Below are 22,943 nucleotides of genomic sequence, written 5' to 3' on the forward strand. Positions count from 1 at the left end.
ATGGTTCAGGGCACCACATCGGATGCCGGTAAAAGTACGCTGGTGGCCGGGTTGTGCCGCGTATTGTACCGCAGCGGGGTCGCTGTCGTCCCTTTCAAGCCGCAAAACATGGCGCTGAATGCCGCCGTGACCGCCGATGGTGGCGAGATTGGCCGTGCGCAGGCGGTGCAAGCCATGGCTTGTGGTTTACAGCCACACACCGATATGAATCCCGTGCTGTTAAAACCTAATTCTGATACCGGTTGCCAGGTGATTATCCACGGCCAGATGCAGGGTAACCAGGAAGCAAGCACTTACCACGAGTACAAAAAAGTCGCCATGCAGGCGGTGCTGCAATCCTACCAGCGGCTGCAACAACAATATGCATGCGTGGTGGTCGAAGGCGCGGGCAGCCCGGCCGAAATCAATCTGCGCGCCAACGATATTGCCAATATGGGTTTTGCCGAAGCGGTCGATTGCCCGGTGATCCTGGTCGCCGATATCGATAAAGGCGGTGTGTTTGCGCACCTGGTCGGTACTCTGGCGTTGCTCTCGGAGAGCGAGCAGGCAAGGGTGGCTGGTTTCGTGATCAACAAATTTCGCGGGGACATTGCTTTGTTACAGCCGGGGCTGGATTGGCTTGAGCAACGCACCGGTAAGCCTGTGATAGGCGTGTTGCCTTATATGCATGATTTGCACCTGGAAGCCGAAGATGCCGTTGCCACAACCCATGCGAAAAAAACAGGGGTAAAGCTGACCGTTGTTGTCCCGGTGTTACCGCATATCGCCAACCATACCGACTTTGATGCCCTGCGCTTGCATCCGCAAGTAGATGTGAAATTTGTACGTTTGAATGAGCCGGTCCCGCCTGCCGATTTGATGATTCTGCCGGGCAGCAAGAATGTACGCGGTGATTTGGCGGCGTTGCGAGAGCACGGATGGGAGCCCCTGATCGCGCGTCATCTACGTTATGGCGGCAAATTGCTGGGGATTTGCGGTGGCTTCCAGATGTTGGGCCAGCAACTGCATGACCCGCTGGCGATTGAAGGTGAAGCAGGCAGTAGTGCAGGCCTGGGCTGGCTGGCGATGGAAACCACACTGGAGCCTCACAAACAGCTTAAACAGGTATCCGGCAAGCTGGCCTTTGCCGATGCTGAGTTACAAGGCTATGAAATCCATATGGGGGTAAGTGCCGGCCCTGCATTAGCAAGCCCGGCGCACCTGGTTAACGATAAAGCAGAGGGTGCATTGTCAGCAGATGGCCAGGTGGCGGGCAGTTATATCCATGGCCTGTTTGATCATCCGCAAGCCTGCGCCGCCTGGTTGCAATGGGCCGGGTTATCAGATCAGCTTGCTTACGACTATCCGCAATTGCGTGAGCAAAGCCTGGAACAATTAGCGGATAGTTTGCGCAAGCACCTCAACTGGTCCGCACTCGCCGCTTATTTGCCAGCAGGTTTTACACCCACTTAACCGGCGACCACATTGATGGTCTGCTCAAACGCCTGCACCACTTGCCCGGCGCGGATTTTAGCGGTTTTGCGGCGTTCGATTTGACCATCTACAGAAATCAGCCCTTCAGCCACCATGGACTTGCCCTGGCCGCCGCTATCCGCCACACCTTCCAGTTTTAGCAGGTCGCAAAGTGCAATGAATTCACCTTTGAGTTGAAATGTCGTTGTCGGCATGATGTTGTGTTTTCCTGTGAAGTTATAGTAAAAATCGCGAAAATCAGGGCTTTTTCTGAGTTTCTGCTGGCAGATTCACTTCCAGAGTCAGTGACGCATTCTGGCTTTCCCACAGGTTCTCGTTCAGCTGGTGATGCACGGTCACAAACAAAAAATTCAGCCCGGCTTTTTTCGGGGTAAAAGTAAACTCACCTTGCTGATTGGCATGAATGTTAGATTCCCTCACGTTATCCAGGTCGTAAAGATCTTCAACACGGTGCTTGATAAAGTGTTCGTTATCCGTCACCACGATGATGCGCGCATTTGGCACCGGTTTGCCATCTTCCAGTATGCGGAATGCACCCTCAGCGCCCAGCACTAGGCCATTAGGCGACGTCAATGGAACGATTTCCAACCCTTTGTTAAATGGCCTGGCTACATACTTTTGCTGGCCTTTGAAAATATAGGTATCGGCATAACTGTAGTAATTCATGGTGGTCGGCTTGCCGGTCACGCGCTTCATATCTGCTGCGAAATACAGTTTTTTATCAGCCGTTTCGACTGCTTTATAGATAGGCCCAACGCGTTGGCCGGTGCTGATGCGGTAAGTGCCTTCTTCAGTGAGTGTAGGCTCCAGGTAAACCGCTGCCTTGGTCTTGGCGATAGGCTTGATGGCAGCTGTGGCACCGTTCGGGCTGGTGATGGTGAAGTTAGGCGAATCCATAGCAAAGTCTGCCTGGAAAGGAAACTCGGTAAACGCAGATTCAATGGTCAGGCGGTGGTGCGTGACATTGAACTGGTTAGGTTTCAAAAAGGGGACGTGTGCTTGTGCAGTCAACGAGGCGGCAAGTGTGACCAGCACGCTGGCGATGAGGGAGAACTTTTTCATGATTGTTCCTGAGGTTTAATTAACTATTTATTTAAGCGTGATGGGCAGCCCGGCAGCAATAAAGCTGACTTTGTCAGCAATCGCTGCCACGTGCTGGTTCAAGCGCCCCTGTTCATCCTGAAACTGGCGGTTGATTTCACCTAGCGGCACGATGCCCATGCCGACTTCGTTGCTCACCAGGAAAACGCTGGCCTGTAATTGCGGCAAGGCAGTCAGCAACGCCTGTTTTTCTGCCTGCCAGTCCAGCCGCTCCGGTTTGTCGCAATCCGGGCAAATGCATTGTGCCAGCCACAAGGTCAGGCAATCGACAATCAGGCAGGTGTCAGGCGCATCATTGTCCAGCAATGTCTGGCCCAGGTTAAAGGGCGCTTCTACTAATTGCCAGTAAGGCGGGCGGCGCGATTTGTGTTGCGCCACGCGGTTGGCGAATTCGTCGTCATACACTTGTGCGGTGGCGATATAAGTCACGGGTAGCTCAAGCGCAGAGGCCAGGCGCTCGGCAAACGCACTTTTGCCGCTGCGCGCACCGCCCAAAATCAGATGTGTCGTCATGTAAGACTCCCGGTTTGCTGTTGCCAGTGTTGGATAATGGTTTGCAATTGCGGTAAACCCTCAGTAAACAGGGCCGGTCCCGGTTGCAAGATATCGACAGATTTAATTTCATACAGATGGCCGTGCTGAACGGCCGGCATCATTTGCCAGCCTGCACGCGCCTTCACTTTTTCCGGCTGGAATTTTTTGCCGCACCAGGAACCGATCACAATGTCTGGCTGCGCCGCCAGCACTTGCTCTGAGGTCACCTGGCGGTCACGCGCATTGTGAAACTGGCTCAGCGCCGGAAAGCAATCCTGCCCGCCAGCCGCTGCGATCAACTCCGCCGCCCAGCGTATGCTGCACAGCATGGGTTCATCCCATTCTTCAAAGTAAATGGTGGGTTTGCGCGGCCAGCCAGCAGCCTGTTGGCGTGCAGCATCCAGCAATGCCTGGCACTGCGCAACCAGGGCGTATGCCTTGTCGCTGGCACCGACCAGGTCGCCCACGGTCAGTATCATTTGCAAGGTATCGTCCAGGCTACGCTGGTTGAATACATGCACCTGGCAACCGGCTTTGATCAGCGAAGCTGCAATGTCGGCCTGCAAGTTGGAAAAACACAACACCAGGTCTGGCTGTAATGCCAGTATCTTCTCTATATTCGCGCTGGTAAAGCCACTGATCTTGGGCTTTTCTTTCCTGGCAATGGCCGGGCGCGTGGTAAAGCCTGAAATACCGACGATACGGTGCTGTTCGCCTAGCAGATACAGTACTTCTACTGTTTCTGTGGTCAGGCAGACGATACGTTTTGGCCAGCGCTTCATGGCTGGTTCTCCTTGGTGCTTTGCCAGCCATTTTCCATCAGCATGTCGGAGAGCGGTTTTTCTGTCGCCCAGCCTTCTTCCACCAGCATGGGAGATTTGTAAAAGGTATTCACATAGCCCAGGCATAGAATAGCGACCGGTTTGGCATCCTCTGGCATACCCAGCAATGTCGCAAGTGCCTGCGGGTCAAACAGGCTGACCCAGCCCAGGCCTATGCCTTCGGCGCGTGCGGCCAGCCACAGGTTCTGGATGGCACAGCTAACCGAGGCCAGGTCCATTTCCGGCAGGGTGCGACGGCCGAAAATATATTTCTCGCGCTGGTCGCACAAAGTGGCGACCAACAGTTCACCGCAATCGAGAACACCTTCGACTTTCAGTCGCATGAATTCGGCCATGCGCGCGGTATTTTCGAATTCACCAATCGCTAGTGCGGTTTTTTTACGTTCTTCATCGACCAGTGCATGTATGCGTTTGCGCACATCCGCATCCGAAATGCGGATAAAACGCCACGGTTGCATCAGGCCCACACTAGGCGCCTGGTGCGCGGCTTGCAAAAGCTTCTGTAATAACTCGGGTGCAATCGGCGTAGGCAGAAAATGCCGCATATCGCGCCGCTCGGCAATGACTTTATAAATCGCCGCTTTATCGGCTTCAGAATAAGCAAAACTCATGGCAAAAAGAACTGCGCAGCCAGTGACGGGTTAGACGGGAAATAAAAATGCAGGAAGCTGGCGGTGATGTTCTGCTGGCGATACACCGCTTCACCGGCACCATATCTGCCTTTGCCATGCGCAATCGCAGGCATGCTCGTTTCAAAGCGGCCATAGTGAAACGTGTGCGCGCCTATGGTGGCTGCGACCTCGCCGGAGGTGGAAGGGAAGGTGGCGTGTTGCGTGCCCAGGCCCTGCCGTTTAGCTTCAATCGTGCCATGACCAGCCAGCAAACCGAAGACCGACTGTCCGTTCAGGCTTTCGCCCGCTGCCAGCATGCCGCCACATTCGGCCAGTACAGGCATGCCAGCTGCGACGGCTGCCTGCAAACTCTCACGCATGCCGGTGTTGTGTTGCAGCGTTTCTAAATGTAGCTCGGGATAGCCACCTGGTAGCCAGCAAGCATCTGCCACAGGTAATTGCTTATCGTATAACGGAGAGAAAAAAGTGATCTGTGCGCCCAATGATTGCAACAAATCCAGATTGGCCTGGTAGATAAAACAGAAAGCCGCATCTTTGGCGACAGCAATGGTTTTGCCTTGCAATAATGGCGCACAAGAATTCTTTTCTGGCGTATCAAAATTCACAGCCGGGGGTAAAGAGATGTCCTCTCCCAATAACTTTGCAGCCGCTTCAATACGTTGGTCTATATCAGTGATTTCCTGTGCCAGGTGCAAGCCCAGGTGACGTTCTGGCAGGCTCAGTTGAGCGTCGAATTTCATTGCGCCCAGCCAGGGGATATCCGCAGGCAAGGCTTCTTTGATCATATTGGCGTGGCCTTCACTGCCAACCTGGTTAGCAATCACGCCACCCCGCTGCAAGGACGGACGAAATGCATATAAGCCGTATGCCACCGCAGCACAGGTTTGTGCCATCGCTTTGGCATTGAGTACCAACCCTACCGGGATACCAAAACGCTCGGCAATGTCGGCACAGGACGGCTTGCCGTCGTAAAGCCCCATCACGCCTTCCAGTAATACCACATCATTTTCTTGTGCGGCCTGGTAGAGCAAACGCCGTGCATCCGCTTCGCCGCACATGCCCAGATCCAGGTTATAGACCGGCTTGCCGGTGGCGACTTCCAGTATCATGCCATCGATAAAATCCGGCCCGCATTTAAATGCCAGCACGCGTAAGCCGCGATTACGGTAGGCGCGTGCCAGCGCAGCGGTGGTCATGGTCTTGCCCTGGCCGGAAGCAGGCGCTGCGATCAGCATCGCATGGCAGGTTGCCGTCTGTTGGGTCACAAGTCTATTCCAGCCTGGGCTTTAATGCCTGCACGCCAGGCATGTTTGACATCCATCAATTCAGACACCGTATCGGCCGCGTTGCGCAATGCTTCAGAAGCGCCGCGGCCGGTGATGACCACATGCTGCATGGGCGGACGCTTGACAATGGCATCCAGCACCATTTGCTCATCCAGAAAACCATATTTGAAGGTGTAGGTGAGTTCATCCAGTACGACCAGATGAATCGCGGGATCTTGCAGCATGCCAGAGACTATTTGCCAGCCACGCATGGCTGTTTCAGTGTCGCGCTGGCGATCTTGGGTGTTCCAGGTAAAGCCTTCGCCCAACACATGCCAGGTCACTGCCGGATGCTGGCGGAAAAAGGCCTCTTCGCCGGTGTCAGATCTGCCCTTGATGAACTGGGCGACGCCGACACGCATGCCGTGGCCAAGTGAGCGGGCAACCATACCAAAAGCAGAAGAACTTTTGCCTTTGCCATTGCCGGTGAGTATGAGTAACAGGCCTTTTTCCTGCTTGGCCTGCTCGATTTTTTCATCAATGACCGCCTTTTTTCTTATCATGCGCACCTTGTGGCGGCTGTCGCGGTCATTGGTTTCCATATTGATCCCTAAGAATTATGCTTTTTCGTGTACAGAGCGTTTGGCCAGGCCAAATACCACATGTGCAATCAGTGCCACCACTACCCAGAACGCAATCGCTTCCAGCTGTTTTGGATAGTATTTCACCACGCGCGCGCCGAATTCAACCAGGGTCGGGTTTTCGTAACGGCCACCAAAGAAATAGAACCCGCCGCTGGAGAACAACTCAGCGATGGCGGAAGCTACTACCACGACACCTGCCAGTTTAAACAGGCTGCTGAATTCCCAGTTGGTATTGTCCGCTGTCCAGCGACCTGCCAGCCACATAGTGCCATACGCTGGCAGCAGAAAGCCGTACGCAGGTGTGACGCAGAAATTGCTGACGCCACCCCAGGTGACTGCCGCCAAATCCAGTCCGGCACACAAAGCCAGCAGCGCAACGAACAGGAGGGTGGAACGCAAGTAGTAGCCCGCAATAAAGAACGCGGCATATGAAGCGCTAGGCAGAAAATCGATTGAAGCGAAATGATGGCCGCGCGTGACGATGACCATCAGTGCAATGACCAATGCGATTGCCAGAGATTGAGTTGAAATTTTACGTGGCATGCCAACGACTCCCAAATTTTATTAAATTAGCCAGGGGTGGATTTTAGCCCAATTCGAACTGGCTTGGTCAAAATCCACCGGTTATTCAGTGCCTAATGCATGTCATAGTGAAGACTGAAAAATACATTCGCACCCATCGTGTTGTAATCGACGGTAGAGCTCACTTTCGCCAGTACATAATCCTTATCCAGGATATTGTTTGCGCGTGCCTGCAGTTTCCAGTCACGACTCAATTTATAGCCTAAAGTTGAGTTAAGTAAGGCATAGCCTGAAAGGGTGGTCGTGTTGGCGGCATTGTCGTAGCGTGGCGAGAAAGCAGAGACTTCCGTGCTCCAGTCCCAGTCGCCCGATTTATATTGCAGGATGAGATTGCCATAGCGTTGGCTTCGTCTGGCCAATAAATTATTCGACTCATCAACACGTGGGGATTGGATGGTCGCGTTGCCAGACACTTGCCAGTCTGCATTCAGCGCATACATCGCTTCAGTGGTGATTCCCTGGATTTCTACTTTACCTGCATTAATCGGACAGAAGCCTGCAAACGTAGCACCGCAAGTGGCTGTGACTGGACCTGCATTCTGGATGAGGTTGCGAATATGGTTGTCAAACAAAGTGAGTTTGGCCTGCATGCGATCCCCTTGATAGCGAAGGCTTGCTTCCAGGTTGTCTGACTTTTCCGGGCTGAGCAGTGGGTCGCCAAAATTGGGAAAATACAGCTGATTGAACGTTGGTGCTTTAAATGCTGAGCCATATTGTGTAGTCACTTGCCATTGTGGTGATAGCGTGTAGCCGTAGCCGATACCGCCAGTCACAAAGCTGCCATACTGAGTATTATGATCCTCTCGTAAAGACAGTTGGGTACTATGCGCTTCATACTGACCGACATAGCCTAGGGTAAAGCTGTCGTTATTTCTGCTTTTATCGATATTGCGGATACTATTGGTAGAGGTCAGAGCGTCCTGCTCAAGTCTGTCATAAGCAAATGTGAGTACGCCAATGGGTAACGTGAAGTCGTGTTGCCAGGTGATCTGCGTTTGATCCGTTTGAAATCTGGTTTGGCGGGTTGGCCTTTCAAAGTTAAATGAGCGGTCCTGCCCGATGCCGTATTTAAATGTGCTTTTCCAGAAATCGGTGATTTGATCTTTCAACGTGGCACTGTAGGCCTGCTGATGCATGGTGGAATAGTTGTTGAATCCATTGTTGTTGTCGTAATGGTTTTGGCCATCGGATCCGAAAAAATTCAGATTCAAGCTATGCCCCTCAGCGATATTGAGTGTGGCGAATGCAGAACCGCCTAGATTGCGGTAGCCATCGCGATCTCTGTCACGTGCCAAGGGCGGGTTTTTTCTGGCAGAAATGCCTCGCGTGTCATAGCTGCTCACTTGAGCACCAAACTGCAACGCTTTGTATTGAGTGCTCAGACCAACATTTCCTGTATAGGTATCATAGCTTCCAGCACCGACACTGCCATAAAGGCTGGTTTTGTCGGTTAATCCGCGGCGAGTAAAGATTTGGATCACGCCACCAATAGCGTCCGAACCGTATAGGCTAGAGGCGGGTCCTCTTAAAATCTCGATACGATCTATAGTTGATAATGGTAAGTTTTCAAAGGCAGTCGTACCAGTTGTGGCCGAGTTGATTCTTATGCCGTCAACCATAACTACCAGTTGATCAGCATTGGTGCCACGCATGTAGACGCTGGCGGTATTGCCCATGCCGCCATTAGTGAGAATCTGTATTCCCGGTTGCAATTTGAGTAAATCGACCAAACCACTACCGGAAAGGCGCTCGATTTCATCGCGTTCAATGATGGTCATGTCGCCGGTAGCTGTTTTTGTCGATATAGGCGTCCTGGCTGCAGTAACGTTGATTTCACTCAGGGAAAGTGATGCTTGCTGCGTAGTACTATCGCGAAAGATATCTTCTGAGAATGCTAAAGCCGGATAAATGGCAATAAGTGTTTTTATGAGGCTTTTATACATGATTTTCCTGTAGGCATGCGACCCCGCATGCGGTAATGATCACGTTGAATCACTACGGGAAAGGAACGTAATAAAGCTGGAAATAGCCACAAGACTATTTCCTGACTTAAACGCCGTCACCCCGCGGTGTTTCAACACTATTTTGGTTGTGAGGCCGGTCTCCGGGCTTGCAAGTTTTGATCTATCGCCTTCCCGAGTGTGTACTCAGTGGCATATGGATAGACCCGCACTTGCTTACCGTTGCGGGGGCAGCACAGGCATTGCGAATGTGGATTCACGCACCTGTTTCCCAGTTTCACTCCGTCTGCAAGAACACAGCGCGGAGCACCTGACAACTGGCGCTCATTTTAGTTGAAAGCGCCTGCTTTTGCGAGCAAACATTCATTGAACAAGCAAGCTGAAATTGTTAATTTACTTTGAAAAACTACGCTTAGCTATTGACCACAATCATTTTTTTCATTGATAATGGTTCGATGGATGCTGATCTGAAAAGTTTGGAAGAGCGTGTGGCGAAGTTAATTGCGCTGTGTCATCACCTGCGTGAAGACAATGGCCAGTTACGTCAGGAGGTGACGAAACTGCACCAAGAGTCGCAATCGCTCAAGCTGAATATGACGCAAGCCAGTGTACAGTTGGAAAAATTATTGTCTGCGCTGCCACAGGAAGGTCAATAAACGATGGCTAAACAACCAATCGATATTGAGATCATGGGTCGCGCGTTCAGTGTGACGTGTACCGACGAAGAGCGCGATGTGATCGTGCAGGCGGTCGGCTACCTTGATGGTAAAATGCGTGAGATCCGCGATGCGGGCAAGATGGTCAGTGTAGAGCGCATTGCGATCATGGCGGCACTGAATATCACGCATGAGTTATTGAATACCCGCAGTGATGGCGTGGATGTGGGCGATGTGAAAAAACGCATCACGACCATGCAACAGCAAATGGATGAAGTGTTATCCAGCCAACATAAATTGTTGTAATCCGCTTAACTTCATAAAATATTCACCGTCAATATTATTAATTGGCGTATCATTTTTTATACGGTGTGCTTTTAAGAAGGTGTATTAAGGCGTTGCCTGAGTCTAAATTCCTTGAACTAGTCTTTGTTATAGGTTTCGGCTCATCAGGTGCTGTGCGATCGCACTAAGTTGGGATATCTTTTAAGACTCCCTTGGCGTGTGAACCTAATGTACCTTAGGCTGTTACCACCTGAACTTTTTGGTTCAGGATTATGGCTCAGGTAACCCCTTAATACACCTTCTCAAAAGCACATGTGTCTCTTTCTGCCACGTTACCTTAAGGCGTGGTACATCAAGTCAGCCAGGCTGACGACTTCCAGGCAACTTTCATCGCAAGATTCCAGCACTACCGGCGGCGCATAACCAGCTTCACTGGCTTCCAGCCATCGCCGGGCACATACGCACCAGCGGTCACCAGCATGCAGCCCGGGGAAGCCATAATCCGGCATAGGCGTGGATAAGTCGTTGCCCTGCGCGGTGGAAAAAGCCAGGAACTCATCGGTCATTTCTGCACAAATCGTATGCCTGCCCCTATCTTCCGGGTGAAATCCGCAACAGCCATCGCGCATAAAACCGGTGACAGGATGCGTGCTACAAGGGATAAGCAGGGTGCCGAGGACGTTTTTAGCCATGATGTAATGTGGTGAGACTTTAGTTTATGATACTGGGGTTTATGATATTTGGGTTTTAAGATGTCAGGGTTGCTGGCACTGGCATTGATGATACTGGACATTTGCATGAGAGAAGAAGGTTTTAACACATGGCACGTTATTGGCTGATGAAGTCCGAACCATCGGATGTTTCGATTGATGATCTGGCGGGCCTGCCTAATCAAAGCATAGACTGGTATGGCGTGCGCAATTACCAGGCGCGCAATTTTATGCGTGATCAAATGAAAGTGGGCGATGGCGTGCTGTTTTACCACTCCAACTGTGAGGTGCCCGGCATTGTGGGTATCTGTGAGGTGAGCACCCTGGCGTATCCGGATAAGTTTCAGTTCGTGGCTGGCCACAAGTATTTTGATCCTAAATCCACCTCTGAAAATCCGCGCTGGGTCAATGTGGACGTCAAGCTGGTGCGTAAAACGCGGGTGCTTAGCCTGAAAGAGTTACGCGAGATCCCCGAGCTTGCCAATATGCGCACCTTGCAAAAAGGGAACCGATTGTCGATTACGCCGGTCGATCCCAAAGAGTGGGCATTCATCACGAAGTTGTTAGATGCATAAGCCTGGGCAGGAGACGCGCTATATTTTGCTAAGGCGATGGGATAGAGCATGAAAAGACAACGCAAAAAAGCGGTGCTATACATCCTTGTTGCCGGATTTTTGATTGCGTTTATTGGCGCGCTATTATTCCTGTGGATTTATTTTTCCAGCATGCGCGAAATGCACCAGACCACGCGCAATCTTTACGAGAAACCGTTTGCGGTTTCCAATGCCGCGCTGGAATTAAAAGCCGATTTATACCAGATTCGCAGCAGCTTGCTGTACGCCACGCTGATCCAGGCCGATGCCAGCGCCATGGGCGAAACCATCACTTTTATTGAAACACGCGAACGGCTGGCAGAAGAAAAGATAGCGATTATGCAGCATAGCTATTCTGGTGACCCGCAACAAGTCGTCAATCTGCAGCAAAAGTGGCAAACGCTGAACCAGGTACGCGATCAGATTCTGCAAAAGCTGGAGGATGCCAGATTTAAGGAAGCCAACCGCTTGATAGAAACCGACTGGACCACCCGTTTTTCAGAAGTGGCGCGGCTGAATGAATCTATCTTTACCTACGCCAATCAACGTGCCAATCAATATGTGGAAGAAAGCCAGCAGCGGCTACAACGGCATACCAAAGCAGGGCTGATTTACGCCTCTTTATTGCTGACGCTATTTCTAGGGGTGAGCGTGTTCGTGGTCTGGCGGATCTACCAGTTGCATGTCGAGGCTGACAAATTTGCGTTCACAGACTTTCTAACCGGCATCGCCAACCGCCGGCATTTCATGCACGAACTCGAATCCGAAATCAGGCGCAGCCAGCGCTATGAAGCGCCATTTTCATTCGCCATGGTCGATATCGATCATTTCAAGAAAATCAATGACAAACACGGCCATCATGCCGGGGATCTGGTGTTGCAGAATTTTTGCCTCAGGTGCGTCAATGCGCTGCGCACCAGCGATATGGTTGGCAGGCTGGGCGGCGAAGAGTTCGGTATCCTGATGCCCATGACCGATTTGCACGAAGCTGCGCGTGTCATAGAACGCCTGCGCTCCGAGATTGACCATAGCGTGCTGATTGAAAATGGCGAGAAAATTCACTATACCGCTTCGTTCGGGCTGGTGTCTACTTCACAACTGAATGACCAGCAAGGCCTGGCACATATGATGCGCATGGCTGATGCCGCGTTGTACACCGCCAAACAACAAGGCCGCAACCGGGTATTTATTGCCAACCATTAGCGCTGGCTCTCAGCAGCTGTATTTGAAAACTTAGTTCTAAGCCCTGGCCGCATTTCATATGCGGCTTTTTTCATGCGAGTGGACGCGTTTATAGCATACGTACTCACAGCAAACGCATGCCTGATCCTTGAGTAAAAAGGCGATGTGCATAGATTGTGCATGGCCTTATTTTTACGCACGTTAATGGTGCGTATCTGCATGTTTCCATCTTTAAGTCGCGATGATTTAAATCGTGATTCTTCTGTTTTATAAAGTCATCCTTATCAATTCATTTTGTTCTGTATTTATTTAAGTGGCTGATTATAAAGAGTTATTTTTTGTATTGTCAGGCGGTTAAGATAAAGATTGTGCTGCTTTATTTGTGTGCATGACAGGTTGGAATGCATCTTGCTGAAATGCAAGTACAGGCTTTCCAACGACACACCAAATTTGCTGTAACGGATTGGAGCACAACATGACAAAGTTTTTGATTGGTTTACTGGTAGCGTGCTTAACTGCACCATTGATGGCAGAACCTTCTGGCGAGTTATTGCAATCGTTAAACAGTCGTGTGTTGCGCATCCAGGTCGGCCTCACCAACGGTCAGTTCGGTCTGGGTTCCGGAGTGGTGGTGGCAGATAATCAAGTAGTGACCAACTGCCATGTGGTGGCGAACGCCAGCAGCATCAGTGTATTGAGTGGCGGCGCTGTTTACCATGCGGTAGGCGTAAAGCCGGACTGGAAACACGATGTCTGCATGCTGCAAATGGAAGATTTGCCGCTGGCTCCTGTCAAAATGAAATCCAGTAGCGAATTGAAATACGAGCAACCGGTATTCACCATAGGTTATCCGAGTTTCGTACCAGCGCCAGTCACCACCCAAGGCGTGGTAAAAGGCTTGTTCACCATGGATGATTCAGTCATTGTGCGTGCCACGCCTACTTTCAGGCAAGGTGCCAGCGGTGGCGGCCTGTTTGATGAGTCCGGTACGCTGGTAGGCCTGATCACGCTGAAGAGCCCAGGCAAGGATGCGTATTACTACTACATGTCCATAGACTGGGTGCAAGCGTTACTGAGCCAGCCAGCAGGCCCGGTGATGGTTAAAAGCGAGTTGCCATTCTGGGGTAAACCGGCTGCACAATGGCCAAACTTCATGAAAGTGGTGTTTCCTTACCTGCATAAAGACTGGGCCGGGCTGAAAACAGTGGCGGCACAATGGGTGAAACAAGAGCCTGCCAGTACAGAAGCCTGGTTCTACCTGGCTGCCGCAGAATATGAAACGCATGACCTGACCCTGGCTGAACAACATTTACACCGTGTAGTGAGTATGAACGAGCAACATAGCCAGGCTTTCTACTACCTGGGCCTGATCGCTGAAGCCAATGGCAAACATAGTGAGGCGCTGGCAAGTGTGGATACGCTGAATCAACTGGATGCAGAAAAAGCGGCAGAATTGATAGTAGCGATGAAAACGCAACCTTAAGCAAGGCGTCAACCTAAGAAAACAGGGTGGCAGAACACTTAGCCACCAAGCAGTACCTAACAAAAAAGCGCCTGATGGGCGCTTTTTTGTTGCTTGCTATTGCTGGTTATATTAGTTAAACCACTTCCAGATCCAGCTCTTCCACATGGTAATAATGCTCGTCATCCCACACAGTGAAATCCTGCGCTGTGACAACTGCTTCGTGAAAGTGATGAAAGGTCGCGATGCAATGATTCTCTTCGTCCATGACCTGATACATTGACATAATTTCCCGCCTTTCCTGAGTGGTGAATAAAGTGATCAAACAACATAAATACTGCAGTTGTTACATCATGCCACGGTGGCAGCTAAATGATTTTATGGAGAAAAGAGGTCTATTGGTCTCAATTTGTAATCATGCTTTATTGCCGTTTTTAACCCTCTTGAAATTCTCCTACACGCATTGTGAAAGCAGGAGGGTATGCTTTGTTAAATGCATTATTTAACTGAGGTTTACGGGCTTGTTTTGGCGATGATAAAAGGTGGTATTTTGTAAAATATTGCGGTTGGCGGTATAATTTCCGCCTTCTGAGGAACGCTGCGAGAGTTTTCAAACTCCCAGGCTCAGAGTGATAGCTGCAAAGCTTCTCAACTGCGTTCACTTTTCACTGTGCGAGCACGGAAAAAAGGTGAGCAAAACGTTTCCACCGGTTCTTCATGAACTTTCCCTGCTCAGTTTTCATTTTTTTAGGACTTCAAACATGAATACTGTAGCTGATTTCAAAGATTACATTGTGGCGGATATGAACCTGGCCGGCTGGGGCCGCAAGGAAATCGCCATTGCCGAAACCGAGATGCCTGGCCTGATGGCGATTCGTGAAGAATACGCTGCTGTGCAACCACTGCGTGGCGCGCGTATCACCGGTTCCCTGCATATGACCATCCAAACCGCGGTGTTGATCGAAACACTGAAGGACTTGGGCGCTGAAGTGCGCTGGGCTTCCTGTAATATTTTCTCCACCCAGGACCATGCCGCGGCTGCGATTGCTGCGACTGGCACGCCAGTGTTTGCCGTTAAGGGTGAAACACTGGAAGAGTACTGGGATTACACGCACCGCATTTTTGAATGGGCGGACGGTAGCTATTCAAACATGATTCTGGATGATGGCGGCGATGCGACGTTGTTGTTGCATCTGGGCGCGCGTGCAGAAAAAGATTTATCCGTGGTCGGCAACCCGACTTCTGAAGAAGAAGTGTGCTTGTTCAACGCGATTAAAGCCAAACTGAAAACTGACCCGACCTGGTATTCCGTTCGCCTGAAAGAGATCATAGGCGTAACCGAAGAAACGACCACTGGCGTGCATCGTTTGTACCAGATGCACAAAGACGGTAAATTGGCTTTCCCGGCGATTAACGTCAATGACTCAGTCACTAAATCCAAATTCGACAACCTGTACGGCTGTCGCGAATCACTGGTCGATGGTATCAAACGTGCTACCGACGTGATGATTGCCGGCAAGATCGCTGTTGTGGCTGGTTATGGTGACGTGGGTAAAGGTTCTGCCCAAGCGCTGCGTGCGTTGTCTGCACAAGTATGGGTCACTGAAATCGACCCGATCTGCGCATTACAGGCAGCCATGGAAGGCTATCGCGTGGTGACCATGGATTATGCGGCTGAGCATGCGGATATTTTCGTGACTGCGACTGGTAACTACCATGTGATCACACACGACCATATGGCAAAAATGAAAGACCAGGCGATTGTTTGCAATATCGGCCACTTCGATAATGAAATCGACGTTGCCGGGATTGAAAAATATCAATGGGATGAAATCAAGCCACAAGTGGATCACGTGATCTTCCCTGATGGCAAACGCATCATCCTGCTGGCAAAAGGCCGCCTGGTGAACCTGGGTTGCGGTACCGGCCACCCTAGCTATGTGATGAGCTCCAGCTTTGCCAACCAGACCATTGCGCAAATCGAGCTGTTTACGCAAACCAGCAATTACCCGGTCGGCGTTTACACCTTGCCTAAACACCTGGACGAAAAAGTGGCTGTGCTGCAGTTGAGAAAACTCAATGCACAACTGACAGTGTTGTCAGATGCACAAGCGGCCTACATCGGCGTGAGCAAGAACGGTCCTTACAAGCCAGATCACTACAGATATTAATAACTTTGCATGTTGCACCCGAAACGCCCGTCAGATGTCCTGGCGGAAGTTTCGGTGTACACTCTTCTTCAATCTAATGACGACGGGAGGGTGTGATGTTTAAGTTACTGATTGTATGGGTATTGAACGCATTGGCTTTAATGGCGGTGGCTTACCTGGTCCCTGGCATTCATGTGGCCAACTTTACCGCTGCATTGATCGCCGCGTTGGTGATTGGCCTGGTCAATATATTGATTAAGCCGTTGTTGGTGTTACTGACCTTGCCGATTACTTTGTTAACCCTGGGTTTATTTATCCTGGTGATTAACGGGGTATTGTTCTGGCTGGTCGGTAACTACCTGCAAGGTTTTTCAGTCAGCTCTATCCTGATCGGTGTGATTGGTGCTTTGGTCTACAGCGTCATTTCCGGGGTGCTGAGTTCGATAGTCCCGGATGGCAAAGACTAACAGGCTGGAAAGCGTAGCCTGCAATAAATAAAGATTAAACAAGTGAATAATAAAACTTCTTTCAGTTTTGAGTTTTTTCCGCCAAAAACAGCGGAAGGCATCGCCAACTTACGGCTAGCACGTAGCGAGCTGACTAAATTCTCACCGGAGTTCTTCTCCGTGACCTTTGGTGCAGGCGGCTCCACGCGTGATCGCACCATGGATACCGTGCTGGAAATTCAGGGCGAAGGCGTGGGGGCGGCACCGCATATTTCGTGTATCTCTTCGAGCAAGCAGGAGATCAGCGAGCTGTTGCAGGCCTATCAGGCCAAAGGCATCAAGCGCCTGGTGACCTTGCGCGGCGATATTCCTTCCGGTGAAGTCAGTGTCGGTGATTTTAAGTACGCGAATGAACTGGTCAGTTTTATCCGTGCCGAAACCGGTGACTGGTTCCACCTTGAAGTGGCGGCATACCCGGAGTTTCACCCGGAAGCAGGTTCTGCGCAAAAGGATCTGGAAAACTTCAAGCGTAAAATAGATGCCGGGGCAGATTCTGCGATTACGCAGTATTTTTATAATGTGGATGCCTATTTCCGCTTTGTAGAGGCGGCGCAAAAACTCGGTATCACCGCACCGATTATTCCGGGTATCATGCCGATTTATAACTACACGCAACTGGCGCGTTTTTCTAATGTGTGCGGGGCTGAGATCCCGCGCTGGTTAAGAATGCGCCTGGAAGCATATGGCGATGACCTGGCCTCATTGCGTGCATTCGGAGTGGATGTGGTCGCCGATATTTGCACCAAACTTTCGCAGGCGGGCATCGATAAAATGCATTTTTACACCTTGAACCAGGCGGGCATCATTGGCCAGATCATCCGCCAGCTTTAAATTGATCCTGCAAAAGTAAAAAAAGCGCGATGTAGATCGCGCTTTTTTGTTTTTAGAACTTTGTCTTTCGGGCGTGCTATTGCAATGACAGCCCTTTCGGGTTGAACAAGGCGTCTTCTACAAACAGGTAATCCTGTTTACGGTTTTCATCCCATAGCACCATCATAGTGATCCAGCGGATATCTTCCATGTTCAGGGTTTCCTGTGGCAGCACCATACCACGGTCTATGATCAGGTCACGTTCGTAAGCAGTGATGATGTCACTTTTCTGCAATAGACAAAGAAAATTCAGGCTCTCGTCATTGATCTTGTCTCGTTCCATCTCGCAGAAAATACGCAGCGCAGAAGGGTCCTGCAAATATTGCGGTTGCTCAACAGAACGACGCAGGTCTTTGACCCAGTCAACTGCGTGTAAAATATCCTGATGGTTAAATCCTGCCTGGGACAGCTCATAGGCCATGATCGCTTCGTCGGTTTCTTTCAACTCAAACGCTTCATGTTTATCCCAATAGTTTTGATAAATAAATATCAATACTTCCAACATGCACATCTCCTCAAACATGCTATTCAATCACTAGCGCCACAGTGTGAGGTTAAGCCAGTCTCTGGAATTGTCCATTCGCGAGATGGCTGACTACACCTTCTAATTCAAGTAGTGTAAGCATGGTGGAAACTTCCCCGGGCGTCAAGCCTGAGCGGGCGGCGATCTGTTCGGCAAAGATAGGGTCAAATCCCATGCAGGCCAAGACTGGGCTTGCTTCTGAGGGTAAATTAGTCCAATTGGGCATTAGCCCGTTTGGGCTAACAGCCAGGCTGGTATCGGCAAGGCGGATATGGCGTAACTCGCTGAGGATATCCTCGGTGGACTCCACCAGTTTGGCGCCCTGTTTAATCAGGGCATGACAGCCCTTGGCAACCGGGGAGTGGATGGAGCCGGGCACTGCAAATACTTCACGGCCTTGCTCGGTCGCTAGTTTTGCGGTGATCAGCGAGCCGCTGTCGACATTGGCTTCCACCACCAGGCAGCCTTCGGATAAGCCGCTGATGATGCGGTTGCGTCTGGGGAAATTATACGAAATTGAAGGCGTGCCCAACGCGTATTCCGACAACAGCAGTCCATGCTGGGCGATCTGGTGCGCCAGGGCTTTGTGTTTGGCCGGATACACGATATCCAGGCCGGTGCCGACCACGGCAATGGTGGCGCCATCTGCTTTGAGCGCGCCTCTGTGGGCAGCGCCATCAATGCCGAGTGCCAGGCCGCTGGCTACAGCAAACCCTGCCCGACACAAACTTTCGGCAAAGTTTTCGGCAGTGGCTTCTCCCTGTGCGGTGGCATGCCGGCTACCGACAATCGCCATGCACGGGCGTTTCAGGATTTGCAGGTTGCCTTTGGCATACAGCACCGGTGGCGGCTGGTCGGTTTCCAGCAGGCGTTTTGGGTAGTGCAGATCTGCCAGGGTGATCAGGTGATTGTCAGGTTGCGCCAGCCAGTCCAGGGCTTTGGCGATATCCGCGTGTTCCAAGGCGCGCTGGATACCTTCGGCCACTTCTTTGCTCACGGTATCGCGTAATGCCGTGTATGAAGCAGCCAGGATGGCTTCAGGCGTTTTAAAGGCCAGTAGCAGCTGGCATAAGGTCGTGCTGCCCAGCCCGTCTACCAGGGTGAGCGCTATCCATGGCGCGTATTGTTCTGCGGTGGCGTTTTTCTCGCCAGCGGTCACTTCAAAATTGTCGACATCGCCATTATCCATAAGTGGGATCTTACGGCGTACGCACAATATCTTCCACATGCACAGGTTGTGAGGCTTGCATCACCAATGCGTAAGACAACCTGGGGAAGGTTTTAAACACCATGACCAGGCCAACCGGTTCATCTGGCAATTGTAAGGTCACCGGATGTTCACGGTCAGAGGTCGGGTCTGTCATACTGGCGCCTTTACGGAGGATAGACAGCACATGTCCGCGTTCCAGCCCATCATTTGCGCCGCGATTTAACACCACCACCCGCCCGGAGCCGGTTTCATTGATACCATCGCTGATGCGGGCGATCTGGCCGCGCAACTGGTTTTCAGGGGCGTGAGGCAAATAGGTCTGTGTCAGTTCATCTTCAACCGCAATCAGTTTATCTTTCACCGCAATTTCTTCTTTGACCTGGCTGATGTTCAGCGTTGCCGGCTGGCCCGTGCGCAGCAGTCTGGCTTCACCCAGGTAATGCGCTTCAATGCCAAGGATTTCTCCGTTCTCAGGGTTCTTGACAGGTTCACCTTCACGGTAGATGGCCCAGATCGGCTGCGGTGTTTGCGGTAAACCTTGCACGTAAATGTGTGTGCCAGGGCTGAGTATTTCACGCTCTTCCTCTGCGGCGATAATCCTTGGTGCATTTTTCAGTTCGTCGGCAGATACCAGCATAGGCCTGGTTAGAAACGGCAGTATGGCATTCGGCTGTATGGTCGGTATCGCATCTGCCTTGATAGGCGTCACAATCACGCCCGGCTCCAGCGTGACTGATTCACGTATCAATCTGAGCACTGGTTTACCACTGCTGGTATCCAGTACAATCACGTCACCGGGATAAATCCAGTGCGGGTTTTTGATATGGTCGCGGTTGATTTGCCATATCTGTGGCCACTGCCAGGGGTTTTTAAGAAACTTGGCCGAGATGTCCCACAAAGTATCGCCTTTGACCACCACATGACGTTCTGGATGCTGCGGACGTAAAGTAATTTCATCTGCAAAAGCACACAGGCTGCTACAAGTCATGGCAAGCAAGGTTATAATTTGAACAATTTTGGTCATGTGACGTCTCTGTTATAGGCAGTACTTTGCATTTTTAGCGCCTAGAAATGAAGTACTTAGGTAAAGGCAACACGCATGTCGCAGTTTTATGCGCAATGTCGACCAATCTAGCATGGGTTTAAAGTTATTATCAAGATGAAAAAACAGGCGTTTTGCCCTGTTTTCGTTAAACACTTTGGATTGAAAGATTTGTAGAGCATGGCACTCCTTCCGATTTTGCAGTATCCGGACCCTCGCTTGCACACGGTTGCCAAACCCGTGAAGGTGTTTGATCAAGCGTTGCAGCAATTGGTCGCAGATATGGCTGAAACCATGTATGACGCGCCTGGCATAGGCTTGGCGGCGACGCAGGTCGACCAGCATATCCAGTTGATCGTGATTGATCTGAGCAAGGAAAAAAACGATTTGCTGGTGCTGATCAACCCGAAAATCATCGCCGAAGCCGGTCACCAGGATTATGAAGAAGGCTGCCTGTCTGTGCCTGGCATTTACGAGAATGTGACACGCGCGGAATTTATCACCGTGGAAGCACAAGACGCCACCGGCAAAACCTACAGGCTGGATGCCGAGGGCTTGCTCAGTGTGTGTATCCAGCATGAGATGGATCATTTAAAAGGCAAAGTGTTTGTGGAATATCTTTCGCCCCTGAAACGTAATCGGATTCGCAGCAAAATGGTCAAGCACGCGCGCGAAATCGAGCGTAATAGTTATTAACAGGCAAGGCGGATAGATGCGGATTATTTATGCCGGGACACCGGAATTTGCGGTGCCTGCTTTAGAGGGGCTGATTGCTGCCGGGCACGAGATCGTCATGGTGCTCACCCAGCCTGATCGCCCCTCCGGGCGTGGCATGCAGCTAAAGGCCAGCCCGGTCAAACAGCTGGCCTTGCAACATGGTTTGCAGGTGTTCCAGCCAGAAAGCTTAAAGCCGGCAGAAGTGCAGGCCGAGATTGCAGCGACCAACGCCGATGTGCTGATCGTCGCGGCCTATGGCCTGATTATCCCGACCGCGGTCCTCAATATTCCCCGGCGTGGCTGTTATAACATCCATGGTTCCTTATTGCCACGCTGGCGGGGTGCGGCGCCTATCCATCGCGCTATTCTGGCAGGCGATACCGAAACCGGTGTCACTATCATGGAAGTCGTGCCCAAGCTGGACGCAGGCAATATGATCAGCAAGTGGTCCGCGCCGATTACCGAAGCAGACACCACGCAAACTTTGCATGATGCGATTAGTCGCGAAGGCGCGCGCCTGATGGTAGCAGCCATGCATACCCTGCAAAGCAGCGGTCAACTGCTTTCTGAGGTGCAGGATGAGTCGCTGGTGACTTATGCGCACAAGCTGGAGAAATCCGAATCCGCCATCGACTGGACGCAATCTGCCGTTCAGTTATCCCGACAGGTGCGGGCATTTAATCCTTTCCCCGTCGCTACCACCAAATTTAAAGACCAGGTATGTAAGTTGTGGTTTGCCCAGGTTGCGCAAGATGCCGGCGTGCATGAGTCAACGTATGCAGCTGGCACCATTACACAGATCCAACCCTTGCAGATTGCTTGTGGCGACGGCGTATTAGAAATACACGAACTGCAAATGCCTGGCGGCAAACGGCAGACGGCGCAGCAGTTTGTCCACGGCCAGCATGTGCAGGTTGGGGACAGATTCTTTTAAGGCTGGTGCTGCGCTTTTTAAGGGCCTGTCATGTTGTATTCATCTGCCACAGTCACCATTGAAAAACACGCTTGCCTCCCCCATGTAGTTGTTGAGTAACAAAGAACTGAAGGAATGTGAATGTTAGGTAACTGGACTAAAACTTTTGTGCTGATGGCAGCGATCACTGCCTTGTTTGTCGCTGTCGGCGGCGCATTCGGCGGACAAAGTGGCATGCTGATGGCTTTGTTGCTGGCAGGTGGCATGAACTTCTACGCCTACTGGTTTAGCGACCAGGCTGTGCTGAAAATGTATGGCGCGGTAGAAATCAACGCTGAAAACAACTATGGCAATAACCAGTTCAGAAACTATTTCAACATGGTCAAAGAACTGGCGGAACATGCGCAATTGCCCATGCCGCGCGTATTTGTGATCAATGAAAGTCAGCCGAATGCGTTTGCCACTGGCCGCAATCCTGAGAATGCGGCTGTTGCAGCAACAACCGGCATTATGCAAATTTTGAGCGAGCGCGAACTGCGTGGCGTGATGGCGCATGAGCTGGCACACGTGAAGAACCGCGATACGCTGATTTCTACCATGTCGGCCACCGTTGCCGGCGCGATTTCTGCCATTGCGCAATTTGGCATGCTGTTTGGCGGCGGCAACAGGGATGGCGAAAACAGGCCTAACCCCATGCTGGGGATTTTGATGATCGTGATGGCACCGTTGGCGGCCAGTTTGATCCAGATGGCGATTTCCCGCTCGCGTGAATATGAAGCGGACCGTATGGGTGCAGATATCAGCCGCGACCCGAAAGCGTTGGCGAGCGCCTTGGAAAAGATCCATAACTACGCCCACCAGATCCCTAACCTGACAGCGGAGCAACATCCGGAGACAGGCCAGATGATGATTATCAATCCATTATCCGGTGCAGATTTTTCCGGCTTGTTCAGCACCCATCCCAAAACAGAAGAGCGTGTGCGTCGTTTACTGTCGCTAGCAAATCAATACTAATTGTCCTTATCGGGCATTTCAAAAGGCTTTCCTGAGGAAAGCCTTTTTTATTGCGCCTATCTTTATTTTTAATATC

At 51.2% G+C, this 22,943-nt stretch carries 26 protein-coding genes and 2 riboswitches; of the genes, 12 read left to right on the forward strand and 14 right to left on the reverse strand.

Annotated elements, in window-relative coordinates:
• The gene (locus tag ACSSVF_RS05550; RefSeq protein WP_492406309.1) at positions 1-1,452 is read left to right on the forward strand and encodes a cobyric acid synthase; all 1,452 of its coding nucleotides are present in this window, start codon (positions 1-3) and stop codon (positions 1,450-1,452) included.
• Here ACSSVF_RS05550 and ACSSVF_RS05555 read toward each other — a convergent pair.
• From ACSSVF_RS05555 to ACSSVF_RS05595, 9 genes are all read right to left on the reverse strand, one after another.
• On the reverse strand, positions 1,449-1,667 hold the full coding sequence (locus ACSSVF_RS05555) for an RNA-binding S4 domain-containing protein (protein WP_442584867.1): 219 nt from the start codon (positions 1,665-1,667) through the stop codon (positions 1,449-1,451). The two genes, ACSSVF_RS05550 and ACSSVF_RS05555, sit on opposite strands and share 4 nt — an antisense overlap.
• Before the next feature lie 43 nt (positions 1,668-1,710).
• Positions 1,711-2,535: a DUF4198 domain-containing protein gene (locus tag ACSSVF_RS05560; protein ID WP_492405964.1), complete on the reverse strand. Its 825-nt coding sequence runs from the start codon at positions 2,533-2,535 to the stop codon at positions 1,711-1,713.
• Positions 2,536-2,562: 27 nt separating this feature from the next.
• On the reverse strand, positions 2,563-3,087 hold the full coding sequence (gene cobU, locus ACSSVF_RS05565) for a bifunctional adenosylcobinamide kinase/adenosylcobinamide-phosphate guanylyltransferase (protein ID WP_492405965.1): 525 nt from the start codon (positions 3,085-3,087) through the stop codon (positions 2,563-2,565).
• Positions 3,084-3,890 (reverse strand): cobalamin-binding protein, encoded by an 807-nt coding sequence (locus tag ACSSVF_RS05570; protein ID WP_492405966.1) that lies wholly within the window; start codon positions 3,888-3,890, stop codon positions 3,084-3,086. Before ACSSVF_RS05570 ends, cobU begins: the two co-directional genes overlap by 4 nt.
• A complete protein-coding gene (bluB, locus tag ACSSVF_RS05575; RefSeq protein WP_492405967.1) occupies positions 3,887-4,561 on the reverse strand; it encodes a 5,6-dimethylbenzimidazole synthase in 675 nt (224 codons plus the stop codon). Before bluB ends, ACSSVF_RS05570 begins: the two co-directional genes overlap by 4 nt.
• Complete coding sequence (locus ACSSVF_RS05580) at positions 4,558-5,817, reverse strand: cobyrinic acid a,c-diamide synthase CobB (RefSeq protein ID WP_492406310.1); 1,260 nt, start codon at positions 5,815-5,817, stop codon at positions 4,558-4,560. The genes bluB and ACSSVF_RS05580 overlap by 4 nt, the downstream gene beginning before the upstream one ends.
• 26 nt (positions 5,818-5,843) lie before the next feature.
• On the reverse strand, positions 5,844-6,449 hold the full coding sequence (cobO, locus tag ACSSVF_RS05585; RefSeq protein ID WP_492405968.1) for a cob(I)yrinic acid a,c-diamide adenosyltransferase: 606 nt from the start codon (positions 6,447-6,449) through the stop codon (positions 5,844-5,846).
• A 15-nt stretch (positions 6,450-6,464) separates the two neighbouring features.
• A complete protein-coding gene (locus ACSSVF_RS05590) occupies positions 6,465-7,034 on the reverse strand; it encodes a hypothetical protein (protein WP_492405969.1) in 570 nt (189 codons plus the stop codon).
• Positions 7,035-7,126: 92 nt separating this feature from the next.
• A complete protein-coding gene (locus ACSSVF_RS05595) occupies positions 7,127-9,016 on the reverse strand; it encodes a TonB-dependent receptor domain-containing protein (protein ID WP_492405970.1) in 1,890 nt (629 codons plus the stop codon).
• Positions 9,017-9,151: 135 nt separating this feature from the next.
• A riboswitch (cobalamin riboswitch) is annotated at positions 9,152-9,363 on the reverse strand.
• A gap of 159 nt (positions 9,364-9,522) precedes the next feature.
• Here ACSSVF_RS05595 and ACSSVF_RS05600 point away from each other — a divergent pair.
• Both ACSSVF_RS05600 and ACSSVF_RS05605 read left to right on the forward strand, forming a co-directional pair.
• Positions 9,523-9,690 carry a hypothetical protein gene (locus ACSSVF_RS05600; protein WP_442584858.1) on the forward strand — a complete coding sequence of 56 codons (168 nt, stop codon included), beginning with the start codon at positions 9,523-9,525 and terminating at the stop codon, positions 9,688-9,690.
• A gap of 3 nt (positions 9,691-9,693) precedes the next feature.
• A complete protein-coding gene (locus ACSSVF_RS05605; protein ID WP_379032706.1) occupies positions 9,694-9,996 on the forward strand; it encodes a cell division protein ZapA in 303 nt (100 codons plus the stop codon).
• 311 nt (positions 9,997-10,307) lie between these two features.
• Here the strand turns inward: ACSSVF_RS05605 and ACSSVF_RS05610 are convergent, their stop codons facing one another.
• The gene (locus tag ACSSVF_RS05610) at positions 10,308-10,667 is read right to left on the reverse strand and encodes a DUF2237 family protein (protein WP_379032703.1); all 360 of its coding nucleotides are present in this window, start codon (positions 10,665-10,667) and stop codon (positions 10,308-10,310) included.
• A gap of 128 nt (positions 10,668-10,795) precedes the next feature.
• On the opposite strand from ACSSVF_RS05610, the gene ACSSVF_RS05615 reads away from it, so the two are divergent.
• The 3 genes from ACSSVF_RS05615 to ACSSVF_RS05625 all read left to right on the forward strand — a co-directional run bounded on the left by ACSSVF_RS05615 (position 10,796) and on the right by ACSSVF_RS05625 (position 13,943).
• Positions 10,796-11,260: an EVE domain-containing protein gene (locus tag ACSSVF_RS05615; RefSeq protein WP_492405971.1), complete on the forward strand. Its 465-nt coding sequence runs from the start codon at positions 10,796-10,798 to the stop codon at positions 11,258-11,260.
• A gap of 48 nt (positions 11,261-11,308) precedes the next feature.
• Positions 11,309-12,481 carry a GGDEF domain-containing protein gene (locus ACSSVF_RS05620; protein WP_492405972.1) on the forward strand — a complete coding sequence of 391 codons (1,173 nt, stop codon included), beginning with the start codon at positions 11,309-11,311 and terminating at the stop codon, positions 12,479-12,481.
• A 454-nt stretch (positions 12,482-12,935) separates the two neighbouring features.
• Positions 12,936-13,943, forward strand: coding sequence for a trypsin-like peptidase domain-containing protein (locus ACSSVF_RS05625; protein ID WP_492405973.1), 1,008 nt, complete (start codon positions 12,936-12,938; stop codon positions 13,941-13,943).
• A 115-nt stretch (positions 13,944-14,058) separates the two neighbouring features.
• Here the strand turns inward: ACSSVF_RS05625 and ACSSVF_RS05630 are convergent, their stop codons facing one another.
• A complete protein-coding gene (locus ACSSVF_RS05630) occupies positions 14,059-14,208 on the reverse strand; it encodes a hypothetical protein (protein ID WP_442584853.1) in 150 nt (49 codons plus the stop codon).
• Between the two features lie 298 nt (positions 14,209-14,506).
• Positions 14,507-14,589: riboswitch (S-adenosyl-L-homocysteine riboswitch) on the forward strand.
• A 94-nt stretch (positions 14,590-14,683) separates the two neighbouring features.
• Between ACSSVF_RS05630 and ahcY the strand changes: the two genes are divergently transcribed.
• The 3 genes from ahcY to metF all read left to right on the forward strand — a co-directional run bounded on the left by ahcY (position 14,684) and on the right by metF (position 17,409).
• Entirely contained in the window at positions 14,684-16,093 is a 1,410-nt protein-coding gene (ahcY, locus tag ACSSVF_RS05635; protein ID WP_492405974.1) for an adenosylhomocysteinase, read from the forward strand.
• 95 nt (positions 16,094-16,188) lie between these two features.
• A complete protein-coding gene (locus tag ACSSVF_RS05640; RefSeq protein WP_492405975.1) occupies positions 16,189-16,539 on the forward strand; it encodes a phage holin family protein in 351 nt (116 codons plus the stop codon).
• A 42-nt stretch (positions 16,540-16,581) separates the two neighbouring features.
• Positions 16,582-17,409 (forward strand): methylenetetrahydrofolate reductase [NAD(P)H], encoded by an 828-nt coding sequence (gene metF / locus ACSSVF_RS05645; protein WP_492405976.1) that lies wholly within the window; start codon positions 16,582-16,584, stop codon positions 17,407-17,409.
• A gap of 76 nt (positions 17,410-17,485) precedes the next feature.
• On the opposite strand, the gene ACSSVF_RS05650 is transcribed toward metF, so the two are convergent.
• The 3 genes from ACSSVF_RS05650 to ACSSVF_RS05660 are packed head-to-tail and all read right to left on the reverse strand — an operon-like array spanning position 17,486 to position 20,205.
• On the reverse strand, positions 17,486-17,953 hold the full coding sequence (locus ACSSVF_RS05650) for a Smg family protein (protein ID WP_492405977.1): 468 nt from the start codon (positions 17,951-17,953) through the stop codon (positions 17,486-17,488).
• 49 nt (positions 17,954-18,002) lie between these two features.
• Positions 18,003-19,160, reverse strand: a complete 1,158-nt coding sequence (gene dprA, locus ACSSVF_RS05655; RefSeq protein WP_492405978.1) for a DNA-processing protein DprA — start codon at positions 19,158-19,160, stop codon at positions 18,003-18,005.
• A 10-nt stretch (positions 19,161-19,170) separates the two neighbouring features.
• Positions 19,171-20,205, reverse strand: coding sequence for a LysM peptidoglycan-binding domain-containing protein (locus tag ACSSVF_RS05660; protein ID WP_492405979.1), 1,035 nt, complete (start codon positions 20,203-20,205; stop codon positions 19,171-19,173).
• Positions 20,206-20,403: 198 nt separating this feature from the next.
• Between ACSSVF_RS05660 and def the strand changes: the two genes are divergently transcribed.
• The 3 genes from def to htpX all read left to right on the forward strand — a co-directional run bounded on the left by def (position 20,404) and on the right by htpX (position 22,867).
• A complete protein-coding gene (gene def, locus ACSSVF_RS05665; protein ID WP_492405980.1) occupies positions 20,404-20,919 on the forward strand; it encodes a peptide deformylase in 516 nt (171 codons plus the stop codon).
• 16 nt (positions 20,920-20,935) lie between these two features.
• Positions 20,936-21,874: a methionyl-tRNA formyltransferase gene (fmt, locus tag ACSSVF_RS05670; protein WP_492405981.1), complete on the forward strand. Its 939-nt coding sequence runs from the start codon at positions 20,936-20,938 to the stop codon at positions 21,872-21,874.
• A gap of 120 nt (positions 21,875-21,994) precedes the next feature.
• Positions 21,995-22,867: a zinc metalloprotease HtpX gene (htpX, locus tag ACSSVF_RS05675; RefSeq protein ID WP_492405982.1), complete on the forward strand. Its 873-nt coding sequence runs from the start codon at positions 21,995-21,997 to the stop codon at positions 22,865-22,867.
• Positions 22,868-22,943 lie beyond the last annotated feature (76 nt).

This window comes from Methylophilus sp. E2MeOHC9, assembly GCF_058744375.1.

Bases quoted from the DNA above. Each gene is read 5' to 3' on its own strand.
- ACSSVF_RS05550 (WP_492406309.1), top strand. From the start codon at position 1: ATGGTTCAGGGCACCACATCGGATGCCGGTAAAAGTACGCTGGTGGCC.
- ACSSVF_RS05555 (WP_442584867.1), bottom strand. From the start codon at position 1,667: ATGCCGACAACGACATTTCAACTCAAAGGTGAATTCATTGCACTTTGC.
- ACSSVF_RS05560 (WP_492405964.1), bottom strand. From the start codon at position 2,535: ATGAAAAAGTTCTCCCTCATCGCCAGCGTGCTGGTCACACTTGCCGCC.
- cobU (WP_492405965.1), bottom strand. From the start codon at position 3,087: ATGACGACACATCTGATTTTGGGCGGTGCGCGCAGCGGCAAAAGTGCG.
- ACSSVF_RS05570 (WP_492405966.1), bottom strand. From the start codon at position 3,890: ATGAAGCGCTGGCCAAAACGTATCGTCTGCCTGACCACAGAAACAGTA.
- bluB (WP_492405967.1), bottom strand. From the start codon at position 4,561: ATGAGTTTTGCTTATTCTGAAGCCGATAAAGCGGCGATTTATAAAGTC.
- ACSSVF_RS05580 (WP_492406310.1), bottom strand. From the start codon at position 5,817: ATGCTGATCGCAGCGCCTGCTTCCGGCCAGGGCAAGACCATGACCACC.
- cobO (WP_492405968.1), bottom strand. From the start codon at position 6,449: ATGGAAACCAATGACCGCGACAGCCGCCACAAGGTGCGCATGATAAGA.
- ACSSVF_RS05590 (WP_492405969.1), bottom strand. From the start codon at position 7,034: ATGCCACGTAAAATTTCAACTCAATCTCTGGCAATCGCATTGGTCATT.
- ACSSVF_RS05595 (WP_492405970.1), bottom strand. From the start codon at position 9,016: ATGTATAAAAGCCTCATAAAAACACTTATTGCCATTTATCCGGCTTTA.
- ACSSVF_RS05605 (WP_379032706.1), top strand. From the start codon at position 9,694: ATGGCTAAACAACCAATCGATATTGAGATCATGGGTCGCGCGTTCAGT.
- ACSSVF_RS05610 (WP_379032703.1), bottom strand. From the start codon at position 10,667: ATGGCTAAAAACGTCCTCGGCACCCTGCTTATCCCTTGTAGCACGCAT.
- ACSSVF_RS05615 (WP_492405971.1), top strand. From the start codon at position 10,796: ATGGCACGTTATTGGCTGATGAAGTCCGAACCATCGGATGTTTCGATT.
- ACSSVF_RS05620 (WP_492405972.1), top strand. From the start codon at position 11,309: ATGAAAAGACAACGCAAAAAAGCGGTGCTATACATCCTTGTTGCCGGA.
- ACSSVF_RS05625 (WP_492405973.1), top strand. From the start codon at position 12,936: ATGACAAAGTTTTTGATTGGTTTACTGGTAGCGTGCTTAACTGCACCA.
- ACSSVF_RS05630 (WP_442584853.1), bottom strand. From the start codon at position 14,208: ATGTCAATGTATCAGGTCATGGACGAAGAGAATCATTGCATCGCGACC.
- ahcY (WP_492405974.1), top strand. From the start codon at position 14,684: ATGAATACTGTAGCTGATTTCAAAGATTACATTGTGGCGGATATGAAC.
- ACSSVF_RS05640 (WP_492405975.1), top strand. From the start codon at position 16,189: ATGTTTAAGTTACTGATTGTATGGGTATTGAACGCATTGGCTTTAATG.
- ACSSVF_RS05650 (WP_492405977.1), bottom strand. From the start codon at position 17,953: ATGTTGGAAGTATTGATATTTATTTATCAAAACTATTGGGATAAACAT.
- dprA (WP_492405978.1), bottom strand. From the start codon at position 19,160: ATGGATAATGGCGATGTCGACAATTTTGAAGTGACCGCTGGCGAGAAA.
- ACSSVF_RS05660 (WP_492405979.1), bottom strand. From the start codon at position 20,205: ATGACCAAAATTGTTCAAATTATAACCTTGCTTGCCATGACTTGTAGC.
- def (WP_492405980.1), top strand. From the start codon at position 20,404: ATGGCACTCCTTCCGATTTTGCAGTATCCGGACCCTCGCTTGCACACG.
- fmt (WP_492405981.1), top strand. From the start codon at position 20,936: ATGCGGATTATTTATGCCGGGACACCGGAATTTGCGGTGCCTGCTTTA.
- htpX (WP_492405982.1), top strand. From the start codon at position 21,995: ATGTTAGGTAACTGGACTAAAACTTTTGTGCTGATGGCAGCGATCACT.